We start from the raw sequence: 21,480 nt of genomic DNA, 5'->3' as shown, positions 1-21,480 counted from the left end.
ACACACATTTGGATGCAAGGTGGTGGGTTTGTGGTGCCGGCGTCTTTGTGGTTGTCCGAAAATTCACATCACCTATAAATGCTTTAGAAACCAGCATTATCAGCTGTTTCGTCAAACTTAATGATTATTCCGTCCTCCTTCAGGAGTCTAGGTAATTCACGCTTCACATTATTAAGCGCAGTGATATGCGGGTGGCAATCTCTCCGCAATGGATCAGAGGCACCTCTGCGCCAGTGCGACTCTCTTAGCATCGGCGAATTGAAAAGATAGTCCGAAAATACCCCATCAAACGAATGATCTGGCAGAAACGCCAGCGCATTTTCTTTAACCAGATCAGCACGATGATGTTCGAATTGCTCGCCTTCAAGGTTACCAATATCGATACCGACCGGTTTAGCACCCAATTCCAACAGCAGACGGCAAAACCACGGCTCAAATCGTCGTGAGATCGTACCCGACTCGTAATTAATCCACATGAGATGATCGGGAAGCTGAGAAAATCCTCCCGCGAGTTCCTCTTCGATGCTCCCACTCCACCGTCGTGGATCCCGGCCTTCTTTTAACGCATGGACGCCTCGACGGATTATTGCTAGCTCATCGTCAGTCGCAAGATTACCGCAGCCTACATCGAGAATGCGTTTACCTCGTAGATTGCCCAAGTCGCCATATTTTTTCAGCAAGATATCGAAGTAGGAATTAAATTTGGGGGCAATAACATATTGCCACTCCATCCATTCTTCCACCTCGACGCTTTCGGGCGTTTTTGCGCCCTCAATCACAATTAACCCCCGATATCTTTTATAAAGGTCGGTGATTATGCGGTCAATGATTTCTTTATTTTCCGGTGAAGGATATGCGGCGTCAAACATCAACACGCTACCTCTTACTAAAGTACCCCTGACTCTATTAATCAGCGCACGAATTTTATCCGGATCGCGCTGTAGCTCTCCGTTGTTCTCGGTATCAAAGTGGTAATTTAGGCGTTCACCTGGCGACATGGAGCGTTTTATAATTTGTTGAACACGCGCTACCCAAAAGGTCATTGGTGGACCCTACCGGGATCGAACCGGTCACCTCCCCGCACCGTTTCAGGTGCGGGGCGTCAGTCAATCTGCGTCTGGTGGAGACGATGGGAATCGAACCCACAACCTCCTCCATGCCATGGAGGCGCGCTACCAATTGCGCCACGTCCCCGCACAGACGCAGATTGACTGCTCTACCAGATGAACTAAGTGCCCACGATGAATTGATTGACCACGAACTGATTAATATCTCGCAGATGAGTCCCGATGTGGCCATGGGCCAATCGGGATCCCGAATCCCGCCATGCGGGACTTCGGGGCTAAGGGCCCATGAGTGTTGCTACTGAATCTTACTGAAATACATTGTTGGTATAACCAGCTGAACCTGGGCGGGTCGGTCAGAGACATCGCCCCGCCCGTCTCGGTGGCACGCGACTGAAGCAGTTCAGTCGCTCTGCGGCCACCTCGACCCATGGAAGCGCTTTATGAAATAAGTTATGCGTTGACCATTGGCTGCTTCTTGGTTGCGGGCCCAAGTATTAAATGCATTTCGGATTATAGAGGATAATCGTAAATGTTTCAATGGGTGGCCAAGGGGTCTTGACTTTAGCGTAATCGTTAGAGTAAGATGCCGGCACAGGGTTACCGAATATACACTGTTGCAATGGTCGCTGTTTTCACATGTTCGAGAAGTTCCTAGGGGGAACAGAGGAGGATCGATGCCGAACGCTGATTTGCAGACCAGGGGTTTGGTTTCGCACCGGGCCAAACAGCTCAAGGAGGAAGGTGCGTTCGTTGCGGGCGATGCGGCCGATAGGCGCGCGGCGCGCGGCGACATCATCGTTGTCCGAGATCATATCGGCCAGCTCGATTTTCCCATGAGCCGGCGGGTATCGGGCAGGATCGCGACTTCTGTTCGCCAGCGAAGGTATCAACGGTATTGCTCCAGCGCGGGTCTGTCTGAACTGCGTACGCGGGTCGCCCGTGAGTTTCATGAGACGCGCGGCCTGCCGAACGATCCAGAGCATATCCTCATCGGCGCTGGAGCCAAGGACACCAATTTTCAGGCTATCGTGACGGTTCTCGATGAGGGCGACAGGGCGGCCATGTTCCGGCCCTGCTACCCGCAGTACCGCGATGCCGTGCTGATGGCCGGCGGTGTCCCTGTCGCACTGGACATGGTGGACACGGGCACAGGTTTCTCGATCGACTTCGACGAACTCGAGTCACATCTTCCCACTGCCCGAATGCTCATCCTCAATCTACCGCACAATCCCACGGGAACGGTGCTGTCGGAGGGGGAGACGAGGCGACTGCTGGACCTTCTGCTGAAGTACCCGCACGTCATCATCCTGCTCGACGAGGTCTACTCGAAGATCCTCTTCGACGGGGAGGTCTTTCACTCCCTTTCCATGTATTCCCAGCTGTGGAGCCGTATCATCGTGGTGGATGGACCGTCCAAGCCGTTCCTGATGACGGGCAGCCGTCTGGGATGGGCGTGGATGCCGAAGGAGCTGGCGGTCTACGCCGCTCGCGCCCTGAACGTGGGGCACTCATGCACCGCTCCGTTCGTGCAGGCAGGTGGTCTGGAGGCGCTCGATCTTCCTCGGAAGGACGTGGAACTCATGGTGGCAAAGCTACAGCGCCGCCGCGATGAAATGGTCCGGCTCCTGAATGGCATCCGCGATTTCCGGTGCTGCAGTCCACAGGCCGCTATCTACGTCTACGCGTATGTCGGCGATCTCACCGACGATGCCGATGCCCTGAAGGATCGCATGCTCGAGGAGATCGGGGTGTCGGTCTTGTCGGGGAAGGACTTCGACGATCCGCGGCCGTACCTGCGGTTCTCACTCGGTCTTCCGATCACCCAGATCCGTGTGATGGCTGGGAGGATCAAGGCGCTTCTCAACTAGAATGGGGTAATTCCGACTTCGACCTGACCCAGAGTGATCCGGTGCTGATCAGCTGACTCAATAAGGCCTTTCCTTCGGGAGAGGCCCTTTTATATTTATCAGCTAACTTTCAGCCGGTGCTGATATGTGTTAAAATGTAAATCCGATTCAGTAATTAAACATGACATAAATCTATGAGTGAGATTATCTTAACCGATCAAAATTTCAATCAAGAAGTATTGAACGAAAAAGAACTGCCGGTCCTAGTAGATTTCTGGGCCACTTGGTGCGGACCATGCCAGTTACAGGGTCCAATTATTGAGGAAGTCGCTAAAGAATTTGCCGGCCAGGTTAAGGTTGGTAAGCTGGAAGTAGATCAAAACCCCGAAACAGCGGCGAAATACAACATCATGAGCATCCCGACAATGGCGATATTTAAAAATGGCCAAATTGTAAAGCAAATGATTGGCTTGCAACAGAAAGCGCGCATTGTCGAAGAACTAAAACAAGTAATGAAATAATCAGACACACGTGAAACGGATAAGTAACAAGGAAGAAGTAACAGTAACAAGGTTGATTGGTTAATTAGTTGATTAAGTTAATTAGGCAATTCGGAAATCAGTAGAGAGGGAGCCCATAATTTTACATTTTTAAATTATTAATTTTGAATTTCATCCATATGTCTAATCCTTTCCAAAACGCGTTGCGTCAGCTGGATAAAGCGGCCGAAATCATCAAACTCGATGCTGGCGTATTAAATATTCTTCGAGCTCCGGCGCGGATTCTTCAGGTGGCGATTTCGGTGCGAATGGACGACGGTAGCGTGAAAGTGTTCGAAGGTTACCGAGTCCAACACAGCACCGCGCGCGGCCCGGCCAAGGGCGGCATTCGCTATCATCCCAAGGCGGACCTGAATGAAGTCAAAGCGCTAGCCATGTTGATGAGTTGGAAGTGCTCCCTGCTCGACCTGCCCTACGGCGGCGCCAAGGGCGGTATCGTGGTTGATCCGCGCAAGTTGAGCGCAGCTGAACTGGAACGATTGACGCGGGGGTATGTACGCGCGATTCGAGACTTCATCGGACCCGAGAAGGATATTCCCGCTCCGGATGTTTACACCACTCCACAAATCATGGCTTGGATCATGGATGAGTTCAGCCAGCTTAAGGGCTATAACGTACCCGGTGTCGTGACTGGCAAGCCATTGGCGGTCGGCGGGAGCTTGGGACGCAACGCGGCCACGGCTCAGGGCGGCGCGTTTGTACTGGCGGAAGTATTACGATTGCGGAAGATCAAAATGCCCAAGAAGCCCACAGCTATCGTGCAGGGCTTTGGCAATGCCGGTAGTATCGCGGCGGATATTTTGGAACAAGCCGGTTACACAATCATCGGCGCGGCAGATTCGCGCGGCGGTGTTTACCATCCCAAAGGATTGGATCTGAAGAAACTAGCAGCGCACAAGGAAGCAACCGGTAGCGTGGAGGGATTTGAGAAACTTAAGATAATCACCAGCGAGAAAATATTGGAGCAAACTTGCGATGTGCTAGTACCAGCGGCGCTCGACAATCAAATCAACGAAGCGAACGCTGGTCGTATCAAAGCCAAAGTCGTACTCGAGCTGGCCAATGGCGCGGTGACACCGGAAGGCGATGCCAAACTCGACAAACGCGGCATCGTGGTGATCCCGGATACGTTAGCCAATGCCGGTGGCGTCACCGTGTCCTACTATGAATGGGTGCAGAACCAGCAGGGACTTTATTGGTCAGCCAAAGAGGTGGCCGATCGTTTGCGTAGTCGGATGACAGCGGCTACGGGTGACGTGGTAGCGACCGCGACCAAACATTCCATCAATCTGCGCATGGCGGCGTACGTTCTGGCGGTAGGACGGGTGGCCGAGGCAATTAAATTACGAGGATATTGAGGAAACTAAGAATTTAGAATTCAGAATCTAGAAAGAAGGGGGCTTCCACGCGGGAGCTTCTTTTGATTTTCGTTTGACATGCGCCTGAAACGCGAGTAAGGTGATGCGTGAGGACGACCCATGCCGTCCTTCTTTCAACCGCCACAAGCCCGTGCGCGGCGCTTTTGTTTTTTAGAGGTAAAAAACAGGATTGCGCGTCTGAAAGTGTAGCTGAGTAGAAGGTAAGTATGCTTAGCTGAGTAGATTGAGTTAGAAACATCTAATCGGTAATCAGACCACCTAAATACGTTATGTCATAAGACAGTAACGTTATTTAGCATATATTAATTAGGCTTATATTAGCATAATAGTAGTTAATTGATGTAGACTAACTGTCAACACCTCTTGACAACATTAGAAAGGTGCGCTATACTACTCCATTAAACATAAAAAACCCAACAAAAGTTCATTCAAATCAGTATCTAGAAAGTACGAAGAGAGAGGGTAATACATCCGGCTATGTCATATAGCTATGACGCATTACCAGCCACCCTGAGCCAGTGGCGCAGAAGCACCCGGTACATATATAGATTAGTTTTTCGCGGGCGGCTAGCTGTCATTCAATATTCTCTTCATAGAGTCAGATGTCAGCCGGTCGCCGGTATTTGTTTCCTGACACGACATACACAGAAGGAGAGACGATCAATGCAAAAGATTCGAAGGACTATGGAAACGCTTGCTTCGATTACGATCGTGGCGAGCATCGTGTTCCTGGTTGTGAGGTTTGGATGGTTCCGCGTGATGGTCGTCTTCTTTTACGTATTGGGATACCTCTGCATATTGATGTTGTTGGCAATGCCTGTTCTCTGGTTGATTTTCATTCTCTCATGTTTGTTAGGTAAACGACGATAGTCAGTGAGTAGAGTTCTTTACGCATTTGCCCCGTACTATACAACGGTCGGGGCCCTTTCCCAGGGTACGACGATGCACGTCGCGCACTGGGAATCGAAATCGGTTCTTTGAAAAGGGGGATGGTCATGTCGAAGTTTGCTGAGCTGGTGGCCGCGTTCTTCGTCGAGAAGACCGAGGGGAACGAAGCGTATTGGGCCATCAACGACGGATTGACGTTGGCGCTCGAATCGGTGCAGGAGCGATGCGCTTTCCTCGCTGATGTCATCCGGTACTGGCACGACAGGCGCAGGTTCTTCTGCCACGACAACACGACGACGTGGGAAGGTGAAGGTGAAAACCGTGCTCGCGTCGATCTGCCGGAGAGTAGCTGGACATTCAGCTACAAAACACCGTCGGATTGTGGCGGCTGCGTGAACGGTCAGAGGTTCATTACCAAGATCTTCGGCAACTGCCGAGTTTTCAACGCACTGTCGTTCGTCACATTCCACGGTGACCGGGAGTACTCGTTCCGCTTCGATCTGCTCGTGCTCTTCGCAGAGCAGGGTGAAGCGGCGGTGAAGGCGAAGGTTGCCGAGGAGAAAGCCGAAGCGGCGCGTTGCCAGGCGGAAGTCGAGGCGGAGGCAAATCGGAAGCAGTTGGAAGCCCAGAAGGCGAAGCTAGCGGAGCGATTCGCCGGCGTCGAGATCAGCGATGAACTCTACGCCCAGATCCTGAAGCACGCCGTCGATTCGACTCTGACCATCTCAAGTCCGAACGTGGCGGCTGTCGTCACGTCCCGCAGCGAATGGGGTTCGTCCGGTGGCATCGGCTACTGGAGCGGAGTGCGCGTCTACTACGGCGCGCAGTCTGACCACCAGGAGTGGCAGTGGCGCGATCGGTACTCGGCTGACAACGATCGTCCGTATCTCTCAATCAACTCACTTGGCGCCATCACGGTCATCGAGACAGGTGGCAAGATCGAGATCACCGTCGAGCTTAAGAACCGCACGGGAAGCCGCACCACGACGTTCATCTTCGAGAAGAAGGAGGCATTGCCGGTGTCGACGCTTTCAACGAAAAAGCAGGCGGCGTTCCTCGCTGTCGTACAGAGCGAGCAGCAGCGTATCATGGCCGAGCTCGAGCGCATGTGGGGGTTCAAGCCGCAGATGATCGCTTCCACCCCTGGTTCGACGTCGGGATACCGATCGTACCAGAGGCCGAATATGAAGCAGAGCGAGGTGCGAGCCGAGCTCGGCGTGGCCGCCTTCATCACCGAAGAGCAGATCGATCACCATCCTGGTGGCGACCCGCAGATCCGGTTCGAGATGTACGTTCTGACTGTGGGTGATACGAAGGCTGTCTGTAAGGCCGAGGATCACGGGTACGGTCGGGATGGCGGTGCGTTTCTCGCGATCCTCGAGGTGACGGCCGATCAGGTCGTCATCAACACGAAGTCGGGCAAGCAGACGATTTCGCTCACGAAGAAGCAGTAACGTTCTTTCTCAATCAACAATTTTACCCCCGAGCCATTCGCACACGCGTTGGCTCGGGACTCTTTCCCAGGATACGACAAATAGCGTCGTGTACTGGGAATCTGAAACAGTCCTTTCTAAAATTAGGGGGGTCAGCAATGAAACAGGAGTGTGTCTTTACGGTCACCGTCAACTATGATCTGACTCTCGAGGAGATGATCGCCACGGGTCGGTACGACTGGAAGAACGGTGACATCACTGCCGATCATTTCCTTGTGAGGGGTGGGGGCCAGGCCGAGATCGAGATCATTATCGTTCACTTTGGACGAGACATGCGCACCGAAGATGTGCTTAGGGAAATAGACGCTCGGGGTTTCTGCGCGGCTACCTTGCCGGAGCTTCTGGCTCTCGGTGTCGCCAAACCGGAACTCCAGCGGCTATTCCCGATCGTTGCTCTGGGCTCGGTATGGCGTAGCCCGTGTCACAGCCTCCACGTGGCCTGTCTCGACAGTGGCAACGCGAAACGGGGCTTGCGCCTCCGCTGGTACGAGAATGACTGGTTTGACAACTACCGTTTCGCCGTCGTTCGTAAGACCACGTCTTAACGTTCTTTCTTCTTTCGCCCCGTCTAATTTAAAGACGGGGCTCTATCTCAACGTATGACCAAAGGGTCGTGCGGTGAGAATGAAGCGGGTATAATGAACTATTTGATTGACGAGGGTTGGTATTATTGTACTGCCACCTAGTAGAAGTTTAAAATTATTAATTCGTGATATAATACTTGCATGAAAGAAGGCCTACATTTAGAAGAACCACCAGTTGATCAGCGTTCCGAGCAGGAGCGCCGAATTGATGATCTGATAGATAGATATCGAGCGACGGCTGATCAGCGCTCACCCAAAGAGCAGGCCGAAATAGAAGCCGATCTTATGGCGGCCCGAGGCTTGAAACGCCCGATCGATGTTTATATTGACGACATGCTGGATAAATCTCGAGCCACCGCTCATTTGCGTACCGAGGTCGAGCAACTAGAAGTCGAAGCTAAATTGGAAGAAGCGCGTAACCGTGTGTCGCTCGATAAACGTACTCCCGAAGAGGAAGCCGAATCCGAACGGCGATTGGACGCGATCGGCGCGGAGCATGGCCGGCGCGAACGAGCGACCGAATGGCGCACGGAGGATAATACTTTTGAAGATCCGATTCGTTTCGCGGTCGAGGCGCACGAGGGACGTCTGCAAGATCTGCGGATGTGGGCCATGCCGACCGATCGGGAAACTTGGGGAACAATTACTTATCTGACTGAACCGCATCGCGGCGATCAGGGTATTGGCTATGTGCGTCGGGTAATCGATGTGGAAGACTTATTGGCACAGCTAGATCAAGCCAATAAAGCTGATGCTGGAACACTACCTGACATTATTATGCTCATGCCGCGGGATCGCGCCGCTGATCCGATTGGATTCAATCCGCGCGGTCAAGCGGATTTGTTGCGTGCCATTACTAAGATTCGTAATAATCCCAACCTAAGAAACCAACCGTTTATTATTGGCACTGGTTACGACCATAAGGGGTCATCGACGCGTGAGCAGCTGCTCGATGCTGGTGCTGATTTATATTTACCCGTGTTTGGTTACGCGCCGGTACTCGAACGGAAATTTCGTTCGATTCCAGATCTTCTCAACGCGGTTGAGGATACTTATGGTGCTCGAACTTCACAGGGTAAAAGGAATTTCTATACCGAGTATCGGAATAAATTGGAAGATCGTTCAAAGATCACCGCCGATACCGAACACGAGCTGGAGATTCTCGATGAAATATTTCAAAAACATCAAGTCCATGATGTCCTGGATGCCGGATGTGGCAACGGTCGAATCGCATTACCATTAGCAGAACGCGGCCTGCAAGTTACCGGCCTTGATGCGACCGAAGATTTAGTCAAAGACGCGCAGCACAAAGCCGAGGCTGATGGCTTTTCCGGACGAGCGAAGTTTCTTTCGGCTGATCTGCGGAGTCTGCCAATAAAAGCCAAGAGCCAAGACGCCATAATGTACAATTGGCACGTGTTCTGCGACCTACTGGGTAACAAAAGCAAAGCGTTAGTATTGGGAGAGGCGTACCGCACTCTGCGTGAAGACGGTGTGCTGGTGCTGGATATTCCCGACCGTGAGCAATTGTCTGACGAGCGCGATGGCGTATACTTGAATAATCCTGGCGGTGAACATATCTATATTGGTTATGTACCGAGCATTGAAGAAATGCAGACACATCTCGAGCGTGCCGGATTTAAAAATGTTGAAGTAAAAAAATGGCAGACCGCGCAAGGATTTCCCAAGCTAACATTCGTGGCTGAAAAATCATTACCCAAAAAACCATGATCAAAGAAGCATTGCAACAATTTGGCTTGAGTGACAAAGAAACCGCCGTGTATATGGCGACTTTGGAAATGGGTGACGCCACCGTGCAAAAGATCGCCCGAAAATCCAATGAAAAGAGGCCGACGACTTATGTCTTGTTAGAGTCATTGAAACAGCGCGGCTTGGTAACCGAGCATGTCGAGAAAAATAGCCGGCATTTTTATGCCGCGCCACCGCAGACTCTATTACATATATTGAAAGATCAGCAACGCCATCTGGAACGTCAAGAGTTTTCCATTACCAAAATTATTCCGGAACTGGAAACACTGTACAATCTCTCCGATCGAAAGCCAAAAGTACAAATGTACGAGGGGGTTGACGGGCTCAAGGCAATTTACGAGGATACGTTGCGCGACAATAAAGAAATATTAGCCTTCACCGGCGTGTCGGAAGCGGTTACCCGGGAGCTAGCCGATTGGCTGAATGCAGATTATGTCGCTCGCCGGGTGAAAAAGAAAGTCTTGGCCAAGGTAATTGCTCCTGATACCGGGGTAGCTTTGCAGTATCATAAATCCGATGCTAAAAGTGCTCGCGAAACACGCTTGGTGTCAGCGCAAAAGTTTCCTTTCACTATCGAGGTGAATATTTACAACCACAAAGTTGCCTTGGTGTCCTTCAAAGAAAATGAATTGATCGGCGTTTTGATTGAGAGTCCCGAAATCGCCCGAACGATGCGTTCGATCTTTTGGCTGGCCTGGTCGGCCAGCAGCAAAACTGCCAAATGATAATTCATCCGACTTGGCAGATCGAAGAAAAATACCTTGTACAAGGTTATAAGCTAATTGCCGGCGTAGACGAAGCCGGTCGCGGCGCGTGGGCCGGTCCGATTGTGGCCGGCGCGGTTATTTTTGATAAGCACGACCTGATTGGTTTACGTGATTCAAAACTTCTATCACCGGCCCAGCGTGAAAAAATATATGCTAAAATTATCACCAACGCCATAGCGTGGAATGCCGGAATTGTCACCCATGAAGAAATTGATACTATTGGCATTGGTCCGGCCAATAAACTGGCGATGGAGCGGGCGGTGGCGGGATTAAAACCAACACCTGACGTGGTGTTGATCGACGCGTTTAAGATTGACTGTGGACACACGATTGAAGCAATCATTAAAGGTGATCAAAAAGTCTGTACGATCGCAGCGGCGTCGATCATTGCCAAAGTCACCAGGGATCGAATGTTAATCGCAGCACACGCCAAATATCCTAAGTATGGTTTTAATCAGCACAAAGGATATGGCACTGCGTCGCACCGCCAAGCCATTGAAAAGTTTGGCGCGTCGGCATTCCACCGGATGAGTTTCGAGCCGATGAAGAGCCTCGGAAAAAATTTGAAGCACTAATATCGAAATCCCAAACAAATTCGGAACACACAAATCACAATTTTTAAAGCATTTGAATATTCGATATTGTTTAGAGCTTAGATATTAGGATTTGTCCCACCGGCGGAATCGTTGTATAATAACAACATAACACAAACATATGGATCGCATACCCAGCGGCAACGAATTACTCAACCCGACCAAACTGGTCGTCAAAGCGAATATCCAAGCTCGCATGACCGTGGCCGATTTTGGGTGTGGCAGCAGCGGTGTGTTCGCGCTTCAGGCCGCTAAAGCCGTCAGTGACAAAGGTGTCGTATACGCGATCGATGTCATGAAGTCTTCCTTGGACAGTGTTATCAGTCGGGGTCGCATGCAGGGTCTCAATAATATCAAAACAGTCTGGTCAAATATCGAGATTTACGGCGCTACCCAAGTGCCCAGCGGATCGGTGGAGCGCGGTTTGCTGATCAATGTTCTCTTTCAAACCAAGAAACATCTCGAAATACTCAAGGAAGTAAAACGAATGCTCAAGCCGGAGGCGATGTTGCTGGTCGTGGACTGGAAGCCACATGGAGCTCCATTTGGTCCCCTGGATAAGGACCGGGTGCCGGCGGAACGGGTAAAAAACCTGGCCAATGAGCTTAATTTCAAGTTATTAGAGGAGTTTGAAGCCGGTCCATTCCACTACGGCTTATTACTGGTAAATCCGGCCTAGATATGCCATTATTCAAGGATAAAGACGGCCGCCTGGAGACAGGAGCCTTGTTTTGATGCAAGCCACAAAGGTTATTGGAGTATGGGGCGAAATAGTCGCCAGCCGGGTGCTTGAAGCTACGGGATACCAAATAATAGCCCGAAACTACCGCACTTTTGAGGGTGAGGTGGATATTATTTGTCGGTGGAATAATATAGTGATATTCGTCGAAGTGAAAACCCGACGGAGTTTTTGCTTTGGCGGGGGCGAGGAGTCGGTTGATCAACATAAGCTGCTAAAATTAGCGAAGTGCGGCATGCGGTATCGGCAGGAACAGGCAGTCGACGCCACGGTTGACTGGAGAATTGACGTGATTGTAATCGAGACCATCGGCAAGCATTTTTACGGTTACCGGCACTACCAAAACGTGTTGTGGGAGGTGGATGAAAAATTGCTTGACGATAGTTAAATCGCTGTTGTAAGATACATATCTGCTTATTAACTAAACAGGCACGCCAATCTCATGGTTCGAATCAATCTCGTGGAGGGATTAGAGAGGACCAGACCGCACAACGGAGCGAAATTCGCCTTCGTTCTTTTTGTAATGTGCAGTTTGGCCGTGGTGTGGCCTACTTGGTCGGCCGCCAATGCCACCGTAGACCCGGCACCGCCGGCGCCTACTCTGGTCGCCCCGGCCAATTCCAGTCACACAGTCAAAACAAAACCCGTAATTGTCGGTCTAACCAAGAACAACACCTGGGTCAAGGTGTACATTGATGGAACGTTCAACGGACAGTTCAAAGCCGTGGATCATCCATCGGGTACGGCCAACTTTGCTTACGAACCGTTTCTAAATCTGAAGCCGGGTTGGCACAAGGTGTACGTTCAGTCGATGGACACTACCGGCCGGTCTAGTCTGCCTTCGGCCACGCTGGAGTTCTATGTCGAGCATCCTTATCCGGCGCCGACACTGTTTGCTCCCGTGGTTGATGAGGCTACCACGGCCCAGCGTCCATGGATTGTCGGCGTGGCGCACAATGATTCGCTGATCAAGATTTACGTTGACAGCCGTCTCAATGGGCAGCTGATGGTCAAGAACGATCCGTCGGGTACCGGCAGCTTCGCGTACCGCACGTTCTACCCGATCACACCCGGTCGGCACACCGCTTATGCGATTGCCGTCGATGCCCAGGGCAAGGCTAGTCGAGCATCAGCCGTGATTGAATTCAAAATCGCGACGCCAGTGACAGCGAGTTCTACCACTACCAACAGTTCAGGTGAAGTTAAAGGCGAAGAAACTCAAAACCAACAGAGCAATACGAATAGTAACGGTAATGCCAACACGAACGGCAATACCAATTCAAATGAGAACCCAGACGCCAATGCAAATGAGGATACCAACAGTGCGGCAACGACTACCGACTCTGATAAGGATGATAATCGTTGGCCGCTGATTGTCGGATTGACCGTATTGGCCGTTATCATCATTGTGCTGATTGATAACATGGTACGCCGGTCACGAAAGAAGGCTTCGGAAGATTCCAACGCGAAACCGTTTAGCAGCAACGGCCAGATGACTCTGAACGAAACGAAACCGCAGACACCGCCGAACCAGAACAACAGCCGTCCCGCTAAGGACTTCTTTCCGCCACCTCCGCCCAAGATGAAATAGCCACAAAAGGCTCCGCTTTACGGCGGGGCTTTTTGGTATATGGAATTAACGCTTTATTATTTAACGTACCAGTGGACAAAATTCGAAATACTAAATCCGAAATCCCAGACAAGATCGAAATACGAAATTATTAATACCAAAACGAAGGAAGTATCGTGATTTCAATCAGACTTGCCAATAAATACAGTTTCGTGTATCATAACAGCAGACTAGTTCTTTATGAAACTGGTTTTTTTGCTAAGGTAATATGCACGTGAACATGTAGTGGCCTGTCATTGCGAGCGAGTCCACGAGCGTGGCAATCCCATTTTTACACAGCAAAAAATCAGTACGTATTTCAAGGGGATTGCTTCGCCTTCTCGATGACTCGTGAGGCTCGCAATGACCGGTTACAATATTCTTAAATAGATAATATCTATGACCTCACCTATCAGCCAAGCTATTAAGCAGATCTGCGACGAAAAGAACATACCAGTCGAGTCTGTGATTGAAACTATTGAAGCCGCCCTGGCGGTGGCCTATCGCAAGGACTTTGGCGAAAAGAATCAAAACGTTAAAGTTGAGTTTAATGTCGAATCAGGTCAAAGCCGTATTTATGACGTTAAAACTGTGGTGGACATATCAGCCGAAGAGATTGCCGAGCAGGAGCGGGTGCGCGAGGAAGCACGACTGGCCAAGCTAGCCGCAGTCGAGGCTGCGATTGCTGTCAAAGCCGGCGATCAACCCGCACCCGAAGTCGAAGTAAAACCTGAAGCGGTCGAGGTTGCAACAGCCGAAACGCCGGAGCCGATTGAAGGCGAAGAGGAAAAACTAGTCTTCGATCCCAAAACGATGATTCCATTATTTGAGGCGATAGCGGTTAAAGCTGATGCCAAAGTCGGGGATGAAATCAGAACCGAACTTTTCCCGCCGACTGCGTACGGCCGCATGGCCGCTCAAACGGCCAAGCAGGTTATTATACAGCGGTTGCGCGAGGCCGAACGGGATACGATATACAAGGCCTACAAAGGGCGCGAGGGTGAGATTATCAACGGCACTGTTCAACGCGTAGAAGGCCGTTTAGTATTTGTCGACTTGGGTGACGCGGCCGCCATCATGCCGCCGCAGGAACGGGTGGAGACCGAACACTACCAACCAGGCTTACGCTTGAAGTTTTACTTGATGGGTGTTAATCAAACCTCCAAAGGCCCCGAGATTACCGTGTCACGAGCTCATCCGGAAGTGGTGCGCAAATTGTTCAGCTTCGAAGTGCCCGAGATCGCGTCCGGTGCCGTCGAGATCGTGTCGGTCGCCCGCGAAGCCGGATCTCGTACTAAGATCGCGGTTCGCTCGCTCGAGGCCAACATTGATCCGGTGGGATCGTGCGTGGGCCAGCGCGGCACGCGGGTGCAAACCGTTATCTCTGAATTGGGCGGTGAAAAGATTGATATCATCGAATACTCGGACGACCCGGTGAAATTTATCATCAATGGTCTAGCGCCGGCCAAGATTCTGAGCGTTAAAACTTTCGAGGAAGAGAAAACCGCTCTGGCGGAGGTGAAGGAAGATCAGTTGTCGCTGGCCATTGGCCGCGGCGGGCAAAACGTTCGATTGGCGGCTCGATTAACCGGTTGGAAAATCGACATTGTCAAAGAAGGTGTCGATGAAGCAGTAATAGTTCCCAGCGCAGATCAAATTGTGGCTGAGGCCACGCCGGATGATAAACCCTCCGAAGTCGCACCGACTGAGGAAGAAGCCGCGCCGGTTACAGAAGAAGTTGCGCCAGCAGCCGAAGCAGTTACAACCGACGAAACTCCGTCGGTGGACAAGCCGGTTGCTGAAGCGTCAGACACCAAAAAGAAGCCGACCAAGAAAAAATCAAAAGAATAAGCCTCTACCATAATTCTACGTTCATAATTCTAAATTCATAATTTCATAAAATAATCTACCATGGAAAGCCCCCTCTTGTTCGCACTTCTAGCCAGCGCTGTGGCGATCATTTACGGCATCGTCTTGATCCGAATGGTACTGCGTCTGCCTAGTGGCGATGACAAAATGAAGAAAATTGCCCGCGCTATTCAGAACGGCGCCAAGGCGTATCTTAATCGCCAGTACCAAACTGTCGGCGTAATTGCCGCGGTAGTATTCGTACTGTTGTGGATTTTTCTGGATATTAAAACCGCGCTCGGTTTTGTGGTCGGCGCGGTATTCTCCGGTGCGGCGGGTTACATCGGTATGAATGTTTCGGTCCGCGCCAATGTGCGCACAGCTGAACAGGCGAAGTCGGGCATGTCTCAGGCGCTCAACGTAGCCTTTCGCGGCGGTGCCGTAACCGGCTTGCTCGTGGTCGGTTTAGCGCTATTGGGTGTGGCTGGTTTTTACGCCCTCACGCATGATGTACGCGCTCTGATCGGTCTCGGTTTTGGCGGTAGTTTGATTTCCGTCTTTGCCCGGCTGGGCGGCGGTATCTATACCAAAGCGGCCGATGTGGGCGCCGACCTGGTGGGCAAGGTTGAGGCCGGCATTCCGGAAGACGATCCGCGCAACCCGGCCGTGATTGCTGACAATGTGGGCGACAACGTGGGTGATTGCGCCGGCATGGCCGCCGACCTGTTTGAAACATACGCGGTGACGGCAGTGTCGGCCATGTTGCTGAGCTCGCTGTTATTCGCTGGTTTCGAAAACGCCATTCTCTATCCACTGGCGATCGGGGGCGTTTCAATTATTGCCTCAATAATTGGCACGTTGGTGGTTCGGCTGGGCAAAGATCAAAACATCATGGCCGCCCTGTATCGCGGGCTGGCTGTGGCTGGGGTACTCGCCTTAGCCGCGCTATATCCCGTTACTAATTGGTTAATGAAAGACCTGCCCGGTGACTATTCCATATGGGAAATCTATGGTGCGGCAGCGGTTGGTTTCGTGGTGACTGCTTTGCTGGTTCTGATTACCGAATATTATACCTCAACCAAATACGCGCCAGTACAGCATATTGCCAAGGCTTCGGAAAGCGGCCACGGTACGAATATCATTGCCGGATTGGCTCTATCAATGAAGTCAACGGCTTGGCCGGTGCTGGTGATTGCGGCCGGCATTCTGATATCGTTTAATCTGGCCGGCATCTACGGTGTGGCGCTGGCGGTAGTAGCCATGCTTTCGCTTACCGGTATAATCGTCGCGATCGATGCATACGGGCCGATCACCGACAACGCCGGCGGCATTGCTGAAATGGCCAATCTGCCCGAAGGTGTGCGTGACATTACTGACAAATTAGACGCGGTAGGCAATACGACTAAAGCGGTAACGAAGGGTTATGCCATCGGCTCGGCTGGCTTAGCGGCGCTGGTATTGTTCGCGTCATACATTCAAGATCTAAAAGGCGGCACAAAAATATATGAATTTGCGCTTGATGATCCCAAAGTTATCGTCGGCCTATTCATCGGTGGATTATTGCCCTACATCTTCGGTGCCTTGTCGATGGAAGCAGTCGGTCGTACGGCTCATAAAGTAGTTACCGAAGTCCGCCGCCAGTTTCGAGAAATCGCCGGCATCATGGAGGGAACCACCGAACCGGAATATGGCAAAGCCGTGGATATTGTCACCAAGGCAGCCATCAAACAAATGATCGTACCGGCATTATTACCGGTGGCGGCGCCAATCGCGGTTGGATTTCTACTGGGTCCGGTCGCGCTGGGCGGTTTGTTGGTTGGTAGCATCGTCACTGGAATATTCGTTGCTCTATCGATGGCCACCGGTGGCGCCGCTTGGGACAACGCCAAGAAGTATATCGAACAAGGCCACTTCGGCGGCAAGGGCTCGCCGGCGCACCAAGCGGCCGTGACCGGTGACACCGTCGGTGACCCCTACAAGGATACCGCCGGTCCAGCTATCAATCCGATGATAAAGATTCTCAACATTGTCGCCTTATTGATTGTCGCGCTGATCGCATAAACTATGATCTATTGGATTGTCTCTCGGACAATCATGCCATTGGCTCGCCGGCGCATCAAGAGCGTGCTCGGGCTGGAGCATCTACCGACCGATGGCCCGGTCATCCTGGCTGCCAATCACGCTAGCTGGGTCGATCCGGTGCTACTCGGTAGCGTCGTGTATCGCGCCGTCAATCGCAAGATATATTTCATCGCCGCGTCGGGTAAGTATCACGGCCTAGGCGGTCTGCCAATTACGAACAAAGAACGCGGAGCGGTCATTCTGACCGCTCTTCGTGTGCTCCAGGGCGGGTATCCTCTAGGTATTTTCCCCGAGGGCAAGACCAATCACAATCGCGAGCTGTTGCCCGGCAAAACCGGCGTGGCTCGGCTGGCGATCTGGTCCGGCGCGCCGGTGATACCGATCGGCATCAAAGGTATAACGGGCACGAATCCAATCCGGGCGATCTGGTCATTCTTTGTGGCGCGTCATATTGAATTAACTTTCGGACAGCCGATCCATTTTCCCACCCAGCCCATCGGCGATCTCGATCAGGCGGTGCTGGATGGGGCGACTAATGCCATCATGGCTCAAATAGCGATTTTATCCGGTAAAGAATTTAACCATGGCGTTTCCAGTACTTAGGCGAACTTTGATTCCCATCTTTCTAAGAGGCGTCCATGTGTCTGGCGTGGAAAACCTGCCGGATGAACCGCCCTATATTCTAGCCGTCAGCCATGTTAATTATCTCGACGCGCCGATGGTGACCGCAGCGGTGATTCGGGCACGGGGTAAGGCTGTATCATTTCTGACCAAGATGCCGATCGTCAAAATGTTTGGTCCGTTGAGCCGCGGATACCTGGGCATGATACCGGTCGACCCGGTCGACAAGAAACTGTCTGTCACCATCGCGTGCCAACGTTTAGCGGCCGGTAAAATTGTCGGAATATTTCCTGAGGGTACGCGCAATGCCGATCCCAGCCATCTGTTGCGGGGCAAAACCGGCGCGGCACGGTTGGCGCATTTGACCGGCGTGCCGGTAATACCAGTTGGCACATTCGGTCCGACTAAGATCTCGGCATTCAAATCGCTCCGACTGGCGCTAACGCACGGTACCCATCTAGCGGTAAAGTTTGGTCCGGCGATCCGATTCCCGATGGTGCCGGAAGAGCAGCTAACCAAAGAGCTGCTGGTCAATTCCACTCGGGTAATAATGCGCGCGATCGGAAAGTTAACCGACAAGTCATATGACTTTTAGAATTCCTACCTACGCCCTGAGCTACCTATTTCTAGGTCGTCAGATGCGTCGTTACATCGCGGGGATAAATGGCCAGGAACATATTCCGATTGGAAACGGGTTTGTGATTGCTGCCAATCATATTGATTACCTGGATGGCATATATATCGGCATGATTATCTCCCGGGTGACAAACCGGCGCGTATACTTCATATCTCGGACGAATAACTATCGTTTGTATCGTTCGACGATCAAGATTCCCAAAGAAAACAAAGAACGGGTAGTGGTGCAATCGATCGAGCGTCTGCGGCGGGGCTTTTCGATTTGCTATTTTCCCGAGGGCGCGCGCAACGACCAGCCGGAATTACTGCCATTCAAAACCGGCGTCGTCCGTACGGCCATTATAGGCCACGTGCCGGTATTGCCCATCGGGTTAATCGGACCCTCTGGCGCTAGTTACCGGGATTCGATACTATTACTCTTGAGGGGGCGCGGGCGGCTAACGATCAACATCGGCGCGCCCATCAGCTGGCCAGCACCGGTGGGTGAACTTACCCGCGAACAGTTGGATGCGGCTACTGGGCAGGTGGCGGAGACGGTCGCTCGGCTGTCGGGTAAGTTGTATAATCACTAACTATCTGTTGTTTATTGTCACAAATGGATTACGATATCAGCAAGTTAATAAAGACAGCAACAGGAATTAAGCTTAAAGGCGGTATTTTTACAAAAGTATGCGTTGTAATTATTATTGTATCGCTATGCATATTTGGAATTGCAATTCGGGCTAATAATCAGTGGATGAGCATTGGCAGCATACTACTTATTTTCATATTCGCTATAGTCATACTTTGGAGGTTAATAAACTTTGCGAATAAAAACCCACAAGCCGCAATTTTAGAGGGCGCCGAATTTTTGATTCATGAACAGATTCAATTAGCAGCAAAAGGCAAGCCGGAAATCTCCAAGAAGTTATCTGAAATGGAGGAGGATAAACCAATCGAAATTACGGAAAGCGCCGCACAAATACCAGATGAAAATAACTCTGAGGGAGGAAAACCATAATGACCGAGGGCAGGTTCTACCATATTTACATCGTGCCAAAAGAGAGCGTTGCTTTTGATACCGTGGAACAAAAGATGAACCTAGCAGTTGACTGGTTTAGGTACAATAGTAAAAATTGGGTTGTATATTCTACATCCGACGTAGAAAAGTGGGTTAGTAGGCTACAGCCACTTGTAGAGCCGACTGGAGATTTATTTGTTTGTGAACTGAACATACAAAATAGAAATGGTTGGATGTCGAAAAAATTTTGGGAGTGGATAAAAAAAGAAAGATAATAACAACTACACCGTAACACCTTATGAATACTTCGCCCATTCTACATTCTCAATTCTAAATTCTTAATTGCCCTAACATGTCCGACACCTGGTACCGTCTAAGTCACGCATCCGCCGACAAAATCCGATCGATCCAGGACCGGCAGGTGCGGAAATATTTTCGTCATTACGTTCCCTATAGCCCTTATTATCGGGAGCTTTTTAAAAAGCACAATTTATCTTTCAGCGATATCCGCAGTACGGCGGACTTGGTTAAGATTCCATTCACTTCCAAGGCTAATCTGGCGCCGACCGCCGAAGATCCGGCCAAACCGCGTCAGTTCATTCTCCAGCCGACGCCGGAACTGATCAAGCAATACGCCACCAAGTCGCAGTTAATGAAAATTCTCTGGGCCAAATTGACCAAGCAAGACGTGAAGAGAAAATTAGAGCGCGAGTACAAACCGATCCATATGCATTTCACGACCGGGCGAACCGCACTGCCGACGCCGTTTACGTATTCCGAGTTTGATGTAAAGCAAATGCAAGAAAGCGGTCGACGCATGTTGGATGTCATCAAACTGGATCGAAGTTTGGTAGCCATCAACGGCTTTCCCTATTCGCCGCACCTGGCTTTTTGGCTGGCGTACAACGCGTTGGTTACACTTGGTTTAACTTCGTTGCAAACCGGTGGCGGCAAGGTAATGGGAACACAAAAGATCATCGACGCGATCGAACGGCTGAAGGCCGGGCTACTATTATTCATCCCCGGATACGGCTACCACTTACTACGCGAAGCGGTGCATCAGAACCGAGATTTTTCCAGTGTTAAACAAGTCGTGTTCGGTGGCGAACGGGTCAGCCAGGGTTTACGCGATAAGGTGCGCGAATTGTTGGTTCAATTAGGCGCCAAAGAGCCCAGCATTCTGGCTACGTACGCTATGACCGAAGGTAAGACGGCCTGGATTCAATGCCACGAGAAATCCGGTTATCACACTTATCCCGATACCGAGTTTTTTGAGGTGATAGATAAAGAGGGTAATCGTGTTAAAGACGGTGAGCCGGGTGAATTAGTCTACACGGCTTTGAACTGGCGTGGCTCGGTAGTATTGCGTTATCGCACGGGCGATATGTGCCCGGGCATGGAATACGGACCGTGTCCGTATTGCGGTAAAACCGTTCCGCGAATTAAAGCCGACATACAGCGTACCTCCGAGATCAAAGAATTTCATCTCACCAAAGTAAAGGGCGAGCTGGTAAATATGAACGCGTTTTACCCATTGCTGTCCGGCATTCCCGAAATCGAAGAATGGCAGGTGACGATCCAAAAGAAAAATAACGACCCGTTCGAAGTCGATGAACTCGTAGTTGAGGTGGCATTGAAAGAGGCGGCGCAGTTTGATCAGTACGCGTCCAAGCTGCAGAAAGTGATTGTAGATGAAATTGGCGTTGGCATCACGTTAAAACAATGCCCCATAGAAACGTTGATGCAGAAGATCGGCTTGGAAACGGAATTGAAAGATAAGCGAATAATAGACGCTAGGCCGAAACATTAACTAACCCTCGTAACAACCGCCCCCTATTCTTAATAGTTGGTTAGTAAGACAGTGGTAACGTAAATTTCCAGTGTGCCCCCTCCTTAGAGAAGGAGGGGGCCGTTTGTAGTTGATGTCGGTCCTGGGAATTGTTGCTGGACATATTAGCACGGGGGCGGTTGAGATTATATTCAATACGGACATCTTG

Annotated in this window: 20 protein-coding genes and 1 tRNA gene; 19 read left to right on the top strand and 2 right to left on the bottom strand. The window is 51.0% G+C overall.

The features are described 5' to 3' along the window. Positions 1-83 precede the first annotated feature (83 nt). Both WC734_03265 and WC734_03260 read right to left on the bottom strand, forming a co-directional pair. Complete coding sequence (locus tag WC734_03265; GenBank protein ID MFA6198145.1) at positions 84-998, bottom strand: hypothetical protein; 915 nt, start codon at positions 996-998, stop codon at positions 84-86. Between the two features lie 120 nt (positions 999-1,118). Beyond that, positions 1,119-1,194: transfer RNA gene (locus WC734_03260), tRNA-Ala, on the bottom strand. 547 nt (positions 1,195-1,741) lie between these two features. On the opposite strand from WC734_03260, the gene WC734_03255 reads away from it, so the two are divergent. The 19 genes from WC734_03255 (at position 1,742) to WC734_03165 (ending at position 21,293) form a co-directional block, all read left to right on the top strand. Beyond that, on the top strand, positions 1,742-2,935 hold the full coding sequence (locus tag WC734_03255) for an aminotransferase class I/II-fold pyridoxal phosphate-dependent enzyme (protein ID MFA6198144.1): 1,194 nt from the start codon (positions 1,742-1,744) through the stop codon (positions 2,933-2,935). A 173-nt stretch (positions 2,936-3,108) separates the two neighbouring features. Beyond that, a complete protein-coding gene (gene trxA / locus WC734_03250; GenBank protein ID MFA6198143.1) occupies positions 3,109-3,435 on the top strand; it encodes a thioredoxin in 327 nt (108 codons plus the stop codon). 158 nt (positions 3,436-3,593) lie between these two features. Further along, on the top strand, positions 3,594-4,832 hold the full coding sequence (locus tag WC734_03245; GenBank protein MFA6198142.1) for a Glu/Leu/Phe/Val dehydrogenase: 1,239 nt from the start codon (positions 3,594-3,596) through the stop codon (positions 4,830-4,832). 1,016 nt (positions 4,833-5,848) lie between these two features. Beyond that, positions 5,849-7,195 (top strand): hypothetical protein, encoded by a 1,347-nt coding sequence (locus WC734_03240; protein MFA6198141.1) that lies wholly within the window; start codon positions 5,849-5,851, stop codon positions 7,193-7,195. A 137-nt stretch (positions 7,196-7,332) separates the two neighbouring features. Then, positions 7,333-7,779, top strand: a complete 447-nt coding sequence (locus WC734_03235) for a hypothetical protein (protein MFA6198140.1) — start codon at positions 7,333-7,335, stop codon at positions 7,777-7,779. A 180-nt stretch (positions 7,780-7,959) separates the two neighbouring features. Then, a complete protein-coding gene (locus WC734_03230) occupies positions 7,960-9,549 on the top strand; it encodes a class I SAM-dependent methyltransferase (protein MFA6198139.1) in 1,590 nt (529 codons plus the stop codon). Then, on the top strand, positions 9,546-10,313 hold the full coding sequence (locus WC734_03225; GenBank protein MFA6198138.1) for a helix-turn-helix domain-containing protein: 768 nt from the start codon (positions 9,546-9,548) through the stop codon (positions 10,311-10,313). Before WC734_03230 ends, WC734_03225 begins: the two co-directional genes overlap by 4 nt. After that, the gene (locus WC734_03220; protein ID MFA6198137.1) at positions 10,310-10,930 is read left to right on the top strand and encodes a ribonuclease HII; all 621 of its coding nucleotides are present in this window, start codon (positions 10,310-10,312) and stop codon (positions 10,928-10,930) included. The genes WC734_03225 and WC734_03220 overlap by 4 nt, the downstream gene beginning before the upstream one ends. 139 nt (positions 10,931-11,069) lie before the next feature. After that, a complete protein-coding gene (locus tag WC734_03215; protein ID MFA6198136.1) occupies positions 11,070-11,627 on the top strand; it encodes a class I SAM-dependent methyltransferase in 558 nt (185 codons plus the stop codon). A 55-nt stretch (positions 11,628-11,682) separates the two neighbouring features. Continuing rightward, positions 11,683-12,075 carry a YraN family protein gene (locus WC734_03210; GenBank protein MFA6198135.1) on the top strand — a complete coding sequence of 131 codons (393 nt, stop codon included), beginning with the start codon at positions 11,683-11,685 and terminating at the stop codon, positions 12,073-12,075. Between the two features lie 135 nt (positions 12,076-12,210). Next, the gene (locus WC734_03205) at positions 12,211-13,278 is read left to right on the top strand and encodes a hypothetical protein (protein ID MFA6198134.1); all 1,068 of its coding nucleotides are present in this window, start codon (positions 12,211-12,213) and stop codon (positions 13,276-13,278) included. Positions 13,279-13,695: 417 nt separating this feature from the next. Continuing rightward, positions 13,696-15,147, top strand: coding sequence for a transcription termination factor NusA (nusA, locus tag WC734_03200; protein MFA6198133.1), 1,452 nt, complete (start codon positions 13,696-13,698; stop codon positions 15,145-15,147). A 60-nt stretch (positions 15,148-15,207) separates the two neighbouring features. Then, positions 15,208-17,205: a sodium-translocating pyrophosphatase gene (locus tag WC734_03195; GenBank protein MFA6198132.1), complete on the top strand. Its 1,998-nt coding sequence runs from the start codon at positions 15,208-15,210 to the stop codon at positions 17,203-17,205. 3 nt (positions 17,206-17,208) lie between these two features. After that, a complete protein-coding gene (locus tag WC734_03190; protein MFA6198131.1) occupies positions 17,209-17,829 on the top strand; it encodes a lysophospholipid acyltransferase family protein in 621 nt (206 codons plus the stop codon). Next, positions 17,810-18,442 carry a lysophospholipid acyltransferase family protein gene (locus WC734_03185; GenBank protein ID MFA6198130.1) on the top strand — a complete coding sequence of 211 codons (633 nt, stop codon included), beginning with the start codon at positions 17,810-17,812 and terminating at the stop codon, positions 18,440-18,442. Before WC734_03190 ends, WC734_03185 begins: the two co-directional genes overlap by 20 nt. Then, positions 18,432-19,055: a lysophospholipid acyltransferase family protein gene (locus tag WC734_03180; GenBank protein ID MFA6198129.1), complete on the top strand. Its 624-nt coding sequence runs from the start codon at positions 18,432-18,434 to the stop codon at positions 19,053-19,055. The genes WC734_03185 and WC734_03180 overlap by 11 nt, the downstream gene beginning before the upstream one ends. Before the next feature lie 23 nt (positions 19,056-19,078). Then, positions 19,079-19,483 carry a hypothetical protein gene (locus WC734_03175; GenBank protein MFA6198128.1) on the top strand — a complete coding sequence of 135 codons (405 nt, stop codon included), beginning with the start codon at positions 19,079-19,081 and terminating at the stop codon, positions 19,481-19,483. Next, positions 19,483-19,758 (top strand): hypothetical protein, encoded by a 276-nt coding sequence (locus tag WC734_03170; protein ID MFA6198127.1) that lies wholly within the window; start codon positions 19,483-19,485, stop codon positions 19,756-19,758. Before WC734_03175 ends, WC734_03170 begins: the two co-directional genes overlap by 1 nt. A gap of 77 nt (positions 19,759-19,835) precedes the next feature. Then, positions 19,836-21,293, top strand: coding sequence for an AMP-binding protein (locus WC734_03165; GenBank protein ID MFA6198126.1), 1,458 nt, complete (start codon positions 19,836-19,838; stop codon positions 21,291-21,293). The last annotated feature ends 187 nt before the right edge of the window (positions 21,294-21,480 follow it).

Source organism: Patescibacteria group bacterium (assembly GCA_041661625.1).
GTDB lineage: Bacteria > Patescibacteriota > Patescibacteriia > JAHIZJ01 > JAHIZJ01 > JBAZUB01.
The sequence above is the reverse complement of the archived record's forward strand: the minus strand, read 5'-3'. Positions and strand labels throughout refer to the sequence as shown.